Source organism: Streptomyces sp. MBT53 (assembly GCF_016654115.1).
Classification (GTDB): Bacteria; Actinomycetota; Actinomycetes; order Streptomycetales; family Streptomycetaceae; genus Streptomyces.
Genome location: NZ_JAEQAZ010000324.1, coordinates 1 through 10,547, shown reverse-complemented (window position 1 = coordinate 10,547; position 10,547 = coordinate 1). Strand labels below are relative to the sequence as shown.

General features: G+C 71.3%; 11 protein-coding genes. 3 read left to right on the top strand and 8 right to left on the bottom strand.

What is annotated here, in order from left to right; all coding sequences use genetic code 11:
• Positions 1-38: 38 nt before the first annotated feature.
• Complete coding sequence (locus JHN45_RS49755) at positions 39-977, bottom strand: diiron oxygenase (protein WP_200717095.1); 939 nt, start codon at positions 975-977, stop codon at positions 39-41.
• A gap of 136 nt (positions 978-1,113) precedes the next feature.
• Between JHN45_RS49755 and JHN45_RS49750 the strand changes: the two genes are divergently transcribed.
• Both JHN45_RS49750 and JHN45_RS49745 read left to right on the top strand, forming a co-directional pair.
• A complete protein-coding gene (locus JHN45_RS49750; RefSeq protein WP_268982489.1) occupies positions 1,114-1,941 on the top strand; it encodes a hypothetical protein in 828 nt (275 codons plus the stop codon).
• On the top strand, positions 1,938-2,816 hold the full coding sequence (locus JHN45_RS49745) for an ADP-ribosylglycohydrolase family protein (protein WP_200717093.1): 879 nt from the start codon (positions 1,938-1,940) through the stop codon (positions 2,814-2,816). The genes JHN45_RS49750 and JHN45_RS49745 overlap by 4 nt, the downstream gene beginning before the upstream one ends.
• On the opposite strand, the gene JHN45_RS49740 is transcribed toward JHN45_RS49745, so the two are convergent.
• From JHN45_RS49740 to JHN45_RS49710, 7 genes are all read right to left on the bottom strand, one after another.
• Complete coding sequence (locus JHN45_RS49740; RefSeq protein ID WP_200717092.1) at positions 2,813-3,331, bottom strand: DUF3291 domain-containing protein; 519 nt, start codon at positions 3,329-3,331, stop codon at positions 2,813-2,815. The genes JHN45_RS49745 and JHN45_RS49740 overlap by 4 nt on opposite strands.
• A gap of 45 nt (positions 3,332-3,376) precedes the next feature.
• Positions 3,377-4,837, bottom strand: a complete 1,461-nt coding sequence (locus JHN45_RS49735) for a penicillin-binding transpeptidase domain-containing protein (RefSeq protein WP_201056071.1) — start codon at positions 4,835-4,837, stop codon at positions 3,377-3,379.
• 8 nt (positions 4,838-4,845) lie between these two features.
• The gene (locus JHN45_RS49730; RefSeq protein WP_201056069.1) at positions 4,846-6,222 is read right to left on the bottom strand and encodes an FtsW/RodA/SpoVE family cell cycle protein; all 1,377 of its coding nucleotides are present in this window, start codon (positions 6,220-6,222) and stop codon (positions 4,846-4,848) included.
• Between the two features lie 61 nt (positions 6,223-6,283).
• Positions 6,284-6,814, bottom strand: coding sequence for an SH3 domain-containing protein (locus JHN45_RS49725; protein ID WP_200717090.1), 531 nt, complete (start codon positions 6,812-6,814; stop codon positions 6,284-6,286).
• Between the two features lie 182 nt (positions 6,815-6,996).
• Entirely contained in the window at positions 6,997-8,166 is a 1,170-nt protein-coding gene (locus JHN45_RS49720; protein ID WP_236584981.1) for a HAMP domain-containing sensor histidine kinase, read from the bottom strand.
• A gap of 65 nt (positions 8,167-8,231) precedes the next feature.
• Complete coding sequence (locus tag JHN45_RS49715) at positions 8,232-8,954, bottom strand: hypothetical protein (protein WP_200717088.1); 723 nt, start codon at positions 8,952-8,954, stop codon at positions 8,232-8,234.
• Between the two features lie 87 nt (positions 8,955-9,041).
• Positions 9,042-9,548, bottom strand: a complete 507-nt coding sequence (locus tag JHN45_RS49710; RefSeq protein WP_201056067.1) for a dual specificity protein phosphatase family protein — start codon at positions 9,546-9,548, stop codon at positions 9,042-9,044.
• 96 nt (positions 9,549-9,644) lie between these two features.
• On the opposite strand from JHN45_RS49710, the gene JHN45_RS49705 reads away from it, so the two are divergent.
• A complete protein-coding gene (locus JHN45_RS49705) occupies positions 9,645-10,448 on the top strand; it encodes a nuclease-related domain-containing protein (RefSeq protein ID WP_200717086.1) in 804 nt (267 codons plus the stop codon).
• Positions 10,449-10,547 lie beyond the last annotated feature (99 nt).

Sequence of the window (10,547 nt, the reverse complement as noted above, 5' to 3'; positions counted from 1 at the left end):
AACTGCGCGACCAGCCCCCACCGGCCCGCACTACGAACTCAAGCCAGCAACCCCGAAGCCCTCCACAACCTCCGCCCTACCCCCCGCATCACCCCAATGTCATCCAAGAAGTCCGTCAGTTTCTTCGACCCGTTCTGCATGACCTCCCGCCGATGCCCACTCGCCCGCACCTGCTCCACCGCCTCCCGCCGATCGAGCCCCACGTTCGTGTACACCTCGGGATTGATGAAGGCGATGGAGAAGATCCGCGCGAACTCCCCCGACGTGACCCGCGTGAACTCCTGCGACCACCGCGGCGCGGTGACCATCTGTCGCCTCAACTCCTCCCGGGCGTAACGGACATGGCGTGCTTCCTCGACGACATGGATGCGCGTCACCCCCCGTACCAACGTCTGCACCCGCTCGTCCGGAAACGTCAACCTCTGCATCCAGTCGAGGACTTCCTCGCCGAGCAGCGTCGCCGTGAAGGAACCGGGCGTCGTGGAGATCGTCTTGAACAGCCGCCCCAGGTTCTGGTGGGCCCGGCTCACCGGATACCAGGGTGCGTCCCCGCGCGAGATCAGCCGCGCGAACATCTTCGAGTGGCGGCACTCGTCCTCGATCTCGGTGAGCGCATAGCGCACATGCGCACTGGTCGCCGCCTTGTCGTAGATGTGCCGGACGAGCAGCTGCATCAGGATCAGCTCGAACCAGATGCCGAGCGAGGCGAGCGCCGCGGCCTCGTGCTGGGAGAGCAGGATCCGCTGCTCCTCGCCCATCCGCCGCCACAGCGGGGTGTCGTAGAGCGAGACCAGTTCCGGCGGCCAGAACCACTTGCCGTCCTCGAAGGGCGCGTCCCAGTCGAGTTCCTTGTCGGGGTCGAAGGAGTGCCTGGCGGAGGAGGCGAGCAGTCGCTCGGCCACCTGCTCGCGGTCCTTGAGCAGGCCGAGCGCGTCGCGCAGCCCGTCGACCGCGTCGGCTTCGGTCAGGGTCGTCATGGTTCTCCCACCTCGCACGTCGGCGTGTTACCCGGGGTCACATCCTCCGAGTCTTATGAGACTGCTTGTCAGCAAGCTCGTCAATCCCTCCGCCCGCATGTTCTGCGTGTCCCGCCTGTACGGTGCTGTCGTGTCCATGCCTCCGCCGCCGCAGCAGCCGCCGTACTCCCAACAGCCGCAACCCCAGCCGCCGTACCCGCAGCAGTACCCTCAACAGCCGTATCCCGCGCAGCAGTTCGGGCCGCCCCAGCAGCCCTACGGTCAGCCCCCGTACGGTCAACAGCCCTACGGCTGGGGTGCTCCTCCGCCCGGGTTCCCGCCGCCCCCGAAGAAGCGCGGGCTCGGGTTCGTGCTGGGCGTCGTCGGTGGGGGGCTCGCTGCCGCGGGGGTCGTCTTCATGGCCGTCGTGCTGACGGTCGGAAGCCAGACCGCCACCCGGTTTCCCGAGGCCGACTTCGTACTGACCCTGCCCAAGACGCTGGTCGACGGCCGCTTCGAACTCGCCGACGACCTCTCGGACACCGAGGGGCAGAAGATCGAGCAGGAGGCGGACGGTGCCTGGGACGCCAAGGACACCGTGGGGGTCGTCGGGACGTACACCCTGAACGGCGACGCCGCCAAGGGCACGTTGGTGCTGTCGGGCATGTACGGCCGGTTCAAGAACACGGACGAGGCCCGCGAGGGCATGCTGAAGGGCACCGGTGAGGTGGACGGGGTGACCGTCGCCGTACCGCGCAAGGACTTCGTCGAGGGCGGGGTCACGATCTCCTGCGAGGTGATCAGCCAGAAGAAGCTCAGCGTCACCGTCACCTATCCGGCCTGTGCCTGGGCCGACGGCAACACCGGCGCCGACGTCGCCTGGACCACCGCGGCGACCCTCACCCAGGACCCCTCCGACGTCGACCTGGCGCTCGCCGCGAAGATGACCCTCCAGGTCCGCTCGGAGACCAGGAAGGCCAAGTGACCCCGGCCCGCCGCAGTCTGGAGGGCCTCGCCCTCGGCGACGCGTTCGGCGAACGCTGGTTCCCGCTCTTCCGCGAACCCCGCCGGGCCTACGACGAGGTCCGTGCCCGGCGCACCCCGGAGGAACCGGAGTGGCACTGGACGGACGACACGGCGATGGCCCTCGGTATCCTCCGGGTGCTCGACGAGCACGGCGAGATCCGACAGGAGCCCCTCGCCCGGGCCTTCGCGCTCGGCTACGACGCCGATCCGGCCCGGGGATACGGCCACGGAATGCACCAGTTGCTGCCTGTGCTGCTCCAGGAACCGCACCGCTGGCGGCAGTTGGCGCGCGAGCTGTTCGACGGCCAGGGCAGCCTCGGCAACGGTGCCGCGATGCGCGCCGCTCCGCTGGGCGCGTGGTTCCACGAGGATCTCGACCGGGTCGTCACGCAGGCGACCCTGTCGGCCGAGGTCACCCACGCCCACCCGGAGGGCATCGCCGGCGCGGTCGCCGTGGCCGTCGCCGCCGCGCTGTCCGTGCGGCGGGAGCTGACCCTGGAGGCGGTGGCGGCGCGGACGCCCGAAAGTGCCGTGAGGGAAGGGCTGTTGCGGGCCGTCGACGTGCCGTTCGCCACCGAGCCCTGGCGGGCCTCCGACCTCCTCGGCAACGGTCAGCGCGTCCGCGCCGACGACACCGTCCCCTTCGCCGTCTGGTCGGCCGCCCGGCACTCCGACGACCTGACCTCCGCCCTGTGGACCACCGCCGAGGGCTTCGGCGACGTCGACACCACCTGCGCCATCACCGGCGGCGTCGTGGCGGCCCGGACGGGACTCGACGGCGTGCCGCAGGACTGGCTGCGGCGCCGCGAGCCCCTGCCCGGTCCCGGGATCTAGACCGAACAGCCCAGTCCCTCAGGGATGTCGACCGGTGCGGTCGGTTCCGCGCCCTGGGGCGGGAACGACGTCCGCAGGGTGAAGGCGTACGGCGTCGGGCCGTGGGCGCGGAGGTGCAGGACGCGTTCCTCCGCCTCCGCGACCGTGGGGCGGTGGCCCGCCGGGACCCACCACAGGGCCGCCATCGCCTCCCGCATCCGCTCGAACCACTCGCGGCGGCGGGCCAGCAACTCCCGGTGCTGCCCTTGGTACATGAACGCGGTCAGGGCGTCGGGGTCGCGCCACACCGACATGTTGATGATCAGCCACTCGTCGCCGAGGACGGGGACGTCGGTCGCGTTGCCGGAGTCGGACTGGAGGCGCCACACAAAACCCCCGGCCGCGTCGGCGACGGCGTTCACGGGGTCGAGGGCGTCCACGAAGTCCTTCAACTCCGGTGAGTCCAGCGGGAATTGGAGTCGGCCGATGTTGACCTGGGCGAGTTCGTACGCGGGTACTGTCAACGGCTCAGTCATGAACCGAACGATAGGTCGGGCGCCCGTGCCGTGACACCCCCCGTCTCACAGGCCGAGCACCGCCTCCATCACCGCCTTGGCGATCGGCGCCGCGTCCCCGCCCCCGCTGATGTCCGAGCGGTCCGCCGACGCGTCCTCCACCACCACCGCGACCGCCACCTTCGGCTCCATGTCCCGCTCGCCCTGCGCCCAGGACACGAACCAGGCATACGGCGTACCGGAGTTGCCGATGCCGTGCTGCGCGGTGCCGGTCTTGCCGCCGACGGTCGCGCCGGGGATCGCCGCGTTCGTGCCGGTGCCCTCCGTGACCACGTCCTCCATGAGTTCCCGCATCTGTACGGCGGTTGCGGGGTGCATGGCCTGCCGGACCGGGCGGGACGATCCGGCCGTCGACACCGTCTCGCCGCCCCGCCTCGTCGTGCGCTCCACGAGATACGGCTGCCGCACCTGCCCCCCGTTCGCGACCGCCGCCGCGACCATCGCCATCTGCAACGGCGTGGCCCGCGTGTTGTACTGGCCGATCGACGACAGCGCCAACTGGGCCTTGTCCACCGAGGTGTCGAAGGTGCTGGGGGAGACCGCGAACGGGATCCGCACGCCGGTGTCGTTGAAACCGAACGCCTCCGCCGTGCCGCCCATGTTCCGCACGCCGACATCCACACCCAGCTTCGCGAACACCGTGTTGCACGACCACTCGAAGGCCGAGCGCAGCGGCGCGTCCGCGCAACCGTCGCCCTCGTTCGTGAGGGTCGTCGAGGTGCCGGGGAGCGTGAACGGGTCGGGGGACTTCGTCGCCGCGTCCAGGTCCGTCACCACCCCCGCGTCCAGCGCCGCCGCCGCGGTGACCACCTTGAACGTCGAACCCGGCGGATACGTCTGCCGTGCCGCCCGGTTGAGCATCGGCTTGTCCGGGTCGGCGTTCAGGCGGGCCCAACTGCGGTTCGCGGAACGGCCGTTGCCCGACAGGGCCCCGGGGTCGTAGGACGGGGTGGAGACCAGGGCGAGGACGCGGCCGGTGGACGGTTCGATCGCGGCCACCGCGCCCGTGCGGGTGCCGAGTCCGTCGTAAGCGGCCTTCTGTGCGGCCGGGTCGAGGGTCGTTACGACGTTGCCGCCGGGGTTCTGGCCACGGGTGAGGTCGTTCCACAGGGGGAACGGCGAGAGCATCTCGTCGGTGCCGGAGAGGATGCCGTCCTCGGAGTGCTCCAGGAACGTCGTGCCGTACTCCTGCGAGGCGAAGCCGGTGACCGGCGCGTACAACGGGCCGTCCTTGTACGTCCGTTCGTAACGGAGCTGCTCGCCGGAGTCCCGGGAGCCGGTGATCGACCTGCCGCCGACGAGGATGGCGCCGCGCGGCTGGTCGTAACGGGCGATCGTCTGGCGGCGGTTGGCCGGGTTGTCGTCGTAGGCGGGGGACCGGAAGACCTGGAGGCGGGTGGCGTTCACCAGCAGGGCGAGCAGGAGCAGGGTGCAGAAGGCCGCCGCCAGGCGGATGTGGCGGGTCATGGCGTCGGTCACGCTGCCACCTCGATGTCGTAGCCGGACTGGCGGCGGGCCGAGTCACTGATCCGGATCAGCAGGGCCACGATCGCCCAGTTGGTGACGACCGAGGAGCCGCCCTGGGCGAGGAACGGCATCGCCATGCCGGTCAGCGGGATCAGCCCGGTCACCCCGCCCGCGATCACGAACACCTGGAGCGCGACGATCGAGGCGAGACCGACCGCGAGCAGCCGCCCGAAGGGGTCGCGCAGCGCGAGGCCGGCCCGGTAGCCGCGCTCCACGAGCAGGCCGTAGAGGATGAAGATCGCGGAGAGGCCCGCCAGGCCCAACTCCTCGCCCGCCGTCGCCAGGATGAAGTCCGACTTCGCGGCGAAGCCGATCAGGATCGAGTGGCCGAGGCCCAGGCCCGTGCCGAGGATGCCGCCGGCCGCGAACGCGAAGAGGGACTGTGCGAGTTGGTTGGGTCCCTGGCCCGCGTCGATCGACGCGAAGGGGTGCAGCCAGTCCAGGACCCGGCTGTGGACGTGCGGTTCGAGGCGGCCCACCGCGACCGCGCCGAGGGCCGCGAGCAGCAGGCCGACCGCGATCCAGCCGGTGCGGCCAGTGGCGACGTAGAGGAGGGTCACGAACAGGCCGAAGAAGAGGAGCGAGGTGCCCAGATCGCGTTCCAGGACCAGGACGCCGACGCTGATCAGCCAGATCGCGACGATCGGGCCGAGGACGCGGCCCGTGGGGAGCTGGAGGCGCCAGACGCGGCGGCCGGCATAGGCGAGCGCGTTGCGGTTGGCCGCCAGGTACGCGGCGAAGAAGATCGCGAGCAGCACCTTCGCGAACTCGCCCGGCTGGATGGAGAATCCGGCGATCCGGATCCAGATCCGGGCCCCGTTCACGGCCGGGAAGAGGACCGGGAGGGTGAGGAGGACGAGCGCGGCGGCCACGCAGACGTAGGCGTACCGCTGGAGGACGCGGTGGTCCCGGAGGGCGAGGACCACGACGATGAAGAGCGTCACGCCCAGGGTGGACCACACGAGTTGGGTGGGTGCCGCCCGGTCGCCCGGGGTCTCCAGGTCGAGCCGGTAGATCAGGACCAGGCCGAGACCGTTGAGGAGCACCCCGATGGGCAGGAGGAGGGGGTCGGCGTACGGGGCCCGCAGCCGCACCGCGAGGTGGGCCAGCAGGGCCAGTACGCCGAGCCCGGCGCCGTAGCCGGCGGCGCCGGGCGGGACCGTGCCGTTCTTGGCGATACCGACAGCGCAGTAGCCGTACACCGAGAGGTACACCGAGAGGAGTACGGCTACGACGATGAGGGTGAGCTCGATGCCACGGCGCCGGGGGAGGCGCACAGCGGGTGTGGGAAGGTCCGCTGTGACGGTGGTTCCGGCGTTGGTCATGTCCGGAACTTACCCAAATGGGACGGGTTGTGTGCCTTGGGTGGCGCGTGTGTCTCGTCCGTCAGCTGCACCAGCGGGGGGCCGGGCCGATGTTGTCGATGTAGCGCGCCGAACCCCAGGCCCAGGTGCCGTCCGTGAGCAGGTACCAGAGGTGGTTGCCCTGGACGTTGGAGCCGCGGGTCTTGCAGAAGATCGACACGTGCTCACCGCGGTAGGCGTACCGGATGATCCTGCTGCCGCGGTCCGGGCGGGAACGCAGGGCCAGTTCGCTCGCCGTCACGACGCCCCGGTACAGGCGCGGGTTGTTGTGGTGCTCGCCGTGCTGGCTGGAGCCGCTCTGCTGGTTGTAGTCGCCGCGGCCGTCGTCGTCACCGCGACCGTTGTCGTCGCCCTGCTGGTCGTGGTCGCCGCGGCCGTCGGAGTCCTCGTCGCCGCGCTGGTTCCAGCCGTCGTCGTCCTGGGGGCGGCTGACGCTCTGGTCCTGGTCGCCCCATTCGTCGTCGGCCACGGCGGGCGTGATGGCGGCGCCGGTGACGAGCGCACCGGCGGCGACCGCTATACCGATACGACGGAGAGAGAGGCTGAGGGACATGGGGGTACCTCCAGGAAGGGGACGAAGCTGACTAATCGCCACATTAGGAGGAGATGAGAGCGGTCGCTCGTCACACTGGTCCACACGAGCACGCCCCTGTCATTCAGGGGCGCGGGGCTGTGCCGATATGCGGCTCCGCCGCGTGGGCGCGACCAGCCCCCACCGGCCGGCAGCCGACGAACTCAACGGAGCGTCAACGTCGCCAACGCCCCACCGTCGTCCACATTCGCGAACTCCAACCGCGCCCCCAACACCTCCGCCTGCCCCAGCGCGATGGTCAACCCCAGCCCATGCCCCGTCGCACCCCCCTCGGTCCGGAACCGCTGCGGCCCGTGCTCCAGGAGATAGCCCGGGTACCCGTACCCGTGATCCCGCACGGTCACCACCGCCCCGTCCACGGTCACCACCACCGGCCCCCGCCCGTGCCGGTGCGCGTTGGCGACCAGATTCCCGAGCACCCGTTCCAGCCGCCGCCGGTCCGTCTCCACCCACTCGTCCCGTACGACGACGACCTCCGTGTCCGTCCCCGACGCCAGGACCACCCGCGCGGCCACCGCCCCCAACTGCTCGGTGCCCAGCTCCAGTTTCTCCCGCCGGGTGTCGAGGCGGGAGATCTCCAGCAGATCCTCGGTGAGGGTGCGCAACGCGGCCACCCGGTCCCGCACCAGCTCGGTCGGCCGCCCCGGCGGGAGCAGTTCGGCCGCCGCGTGCAGCCCGGTCAGCGGGGTGCGCAACTCGTGCGCCACGTCCGCCGTGAACCGCTGCTCGGTCAGCAGCTTGCCCTGCAACGACGAGGCCATCGTGTCGAGCGCGGCGGCCACCGCGGCCACCTCGTCCTGCGGCCGGCTCGCGTCCTTCGTGCGGGGATCGTCGACCCGCGCGTCCAGGTCACCGGCGCTGATCCGCCGGGCCACCTGCGCGGTCCCGTGCAGCCGCCGGGTCACCCGGGTCACCGCGAACGCGCCGACCAGCAGCGTCGCCCCGATCGCCAGCGCCGAGGACCACACGATCGCCCGGTCGAGCCCGGCGATGGTGTCCGCGCCCTGCGAGTAGTCGACCGCCACGGCCAGCACCCGCCCGCCGTCGGCCGGTCCCGCCGCCCACATCGTCGGGCGCCCCCGGTGCCTGCCGACCATCGTGCCCCGGTCGCCGTCCGCGGCCAGCCGCCGCAGGGGCACGGGCAGACTCGCGGGGTCGACACCGGCGCCGTGCAGCAGCGAGTCCCCGGCCTCGTACTGCGATGTCGCCGTCCGCAGCCGCGACAGCGCCAGTTCGCGGGCCTGGCCCACGGTCCGGTCGGTCACCGACACATGCACGAGCACGCCGAGCAGGGCGGCCAGCGCGCAGCACATCACCGTGATGAACGCGGCGGACTTGAAGGCGAGGGTCCCGGCCCACCGGGGCAGCGCGAGCCCCGTCACGAGGTCGCCGAGGGCACGGGCGCGGGCGTCGCGCGGCGGACACCGTGCTTACGGCTGCCCGTGCGCAGGAACTCGTCGTGGGTCAGCAGCATCGCCTTCTGGTCGGCGTCCCAGGTCCACTGCACGCGGTACTCGTACCCCGCCAGCTCCGAAGGCGAGCGGATGATCACCGAATGCCCGGCCAGCTCGACCCCGCTCACCGCGTCGTCGTTGGCCATGACCTGCACGAGCCGGTGCTTCTCGACGGTGTAGACGCGCACGGCCGTCATCTTGGTGGGCAGCAGCCGGAAGCCGAGCGTCAGGTCGTCGTGTCCGTCACCGGTCAGGTCGCGGTAGTACGGCTTGAGGACGGGGCACGCGCTCCGGTCCCCACCCTTCGCACAGTCGCCGATCCGCTCCGCCGTTCCCCGGTACGGCGCCTTGGAGCCGCCGTAGTCGCCCGGGTTCGCGGCGATCTCGGCCCGTACGACGGCGATCGGGTCCACCTTGCGGATGTCGTCCCCGGGGACGGTGACACCCTGCACGGTCTCCGTGTCGGCCTCGTCGAAGTCGTAGGCGGGGGAGGCGGCGGGCGACATGTTCGGCCAGAGCTTGGCGGGGCTGGTCGCCGTAGGGGTCGCGCCCGCGCCGCGCAGCGCGCCGGTGTCACCACAGGCCACCGCGGTCGTAAGAAGCAGGGCGACGACGGCGGTGGTGCGGGCGGGACGACGGAACAGCACCCATACACCCTATTCGTACGGAAGTCCTTTTTGTTCGCGCCCCTCGGTGGTTCAGGCGAAACGATTGCTCGACTCTCTGCTCTCCGGCTACTCGGTCAGCTCCTCCAGCAGCCAGGCCGTGGACAGTCCCGCCCGCAGATACTCCACGAACAGTTCGTTGTGCAGCGCCCACGGTGAGCGGCGGGTGCGGATCAGCCGTATCGCCTCCTCGGTGGAGCACCCGCGCCGGACCAGCGCGTGCGCGACCACCAGCCCCGACCTGTTGTAGCCGTGATAGCAGCGGACGAGAACCTTCCGCCCGTCGTCCAGCGCGTCGCACGCGGCCCGGGCCAGCCGCATCACACCCGCGAGCTGCGTCCCGTCCAGCGGCCCGTCCGGAATCGGCCACACATGGTGCTCGACGCCGGAGTCGGGCCCGTGCCCCGGCAGCCGCAGCAGCGTCTGCACGAGATCGAACTCGTCCCGCACCACCGCGAACTCCCGTTGCCCCGAACGCCCTCGGAACTCGTGCCCGCCCATCCACAGACCGGTGACGATCTCGCTCCACGGAGTGTCCGGAGCGGGTACGTCGGGTTGCTTCCTGCGCGTCCGCAACGGCGCCTCCCCAAGCCCCAGCGACTGACCCAAAGGTAACCGGGTTCTTGCCCCTTGAGCACCCCGCCTGTTCCCATGGTCGAGGGGTGATGGTGCATGAGCGGACTGCGCATCGTACCGACCTGGCGCCATGGTCAGGAACGGCTGTACGTCTGTCACACGGACGGAAGGAACGTCGCCTGGTACGACCGGGAGGCGGCCAGGATCAACCTGCTGAGCGAGGACAGCAGAGAGGACGTGCTGCACGCCCTCGGTCCCTTCCTCACCGGCCCGGTCACGATCGGCCCGCCACCGGTGCCGACACCCGCGGAACTCGCGCGGCTCTCCCTCCACCCCGACGACGACCTCGCGCCCAACCGCCCCGGCGAGGCGCTCCACCTGGCCCTCGACCGGGACCCGGGACCGCAGCACCGGCTCCGCCCCGACCAGCGCCGCCGCGACCTCACCGCCGAACAGGCCGTCGGCGAGGCCCTGGACGCACTCGACGGCGCCGGCTGGCACACCCTCCACTCGATCCCGCTCCCCGGCGGCGACCGCCTCCACCACCTGGTGATCGGCCCCGGCGGCCTCTTCGCCGTACACGCGCTGTACGCCCGTAAACAACGCGTCCGCATCGCCGACCCCGTGGTCACCCTGGGCCGCCGCGACCCGCTCCCCCTCCTCCGCCGAATCCGCGCCGACGCCGACCGGGCGTCCTACGCCCTCACCGCCGAGGTCCATCCGGTCCTGGCCCTCGTCGCCCCGGCGGACGTCTCGGTGACGACCCCACTCCGCGAGGTCCGCGTACTCCAGGACACGGAACTGCCCGGACTGGCAAGGACGGGCGGGGTGTTGAAGCCGGCGGACGTGGAGGCGCTGCATGCGATGGCCCGGGATCGGCATACGTGGGGGAAGGTGTGACGGGGCGTGGGGCACGGCTGACGCTGTTCAGCCCGTCCGGCGTTTGAGGACGAGGCCCCTTCAGGGCCGAAGCGGGGGCCTGGGGGCGGCAGCCCCCAG

Coding starts and splice junctions, on each gene's coding strand:
- JHN45_RS49755 (WP_200717095.1), bottom strand. CDS start 977: ATGACGACCCTGACCGAAGCCGACGCGGTCGACGGGCTGCGCGACGCG.
- JHN45_RS49750 (WP_268982489.1), top strand. CDS start 1,114: ATGCCTCCGCCGCCGCAGCAGCCGCCGTACTCCCAACAGCCGCAACCC.
- JHN45_RS49740 (WP_200717092.1), bottom strand. CDS start 3,331: ATGACTGAGCCGTTGACAGTACCCGCGTACGAACTCGCCCAGGTCAAC.
- JHN45_RS49735 (WP_201056071.1), bottom strand. CDS start 4,837: ATGACCCGCCACATCCGCCTGGCGGCGGCCTTCTGCACCCTGCTCCTG.
- JHN45_RS49730 (WP_201056069.1), bottom strand. CDS start 6,222: ATGACCAACGCCGGAACCACCGTCACAGCGGACCTTCCCACACCCGCT.
- JHN45_RS49725 (WP_200717090.1), bottom strand. CDS start 6,814: ATGTCCCTCAGCCTCTCTCTCCGTCGTATCGGTATAGCGGTCGCCGCC.
- JHN45_RS49720 (WP_236584981.1), bottom strand. CDS start 8,166: ATGTGCTGCGCGCTGGCCGCCCTGCTCGGCGTGCTCGTGCATGTGTCG.
- JHN45_RS49705 (WP_200717086.1), top strand. CDS start 9,645: ATGAGCGGACTGCGCATCGTACCGACCTGGCGCCATGGTCAGGAACGG.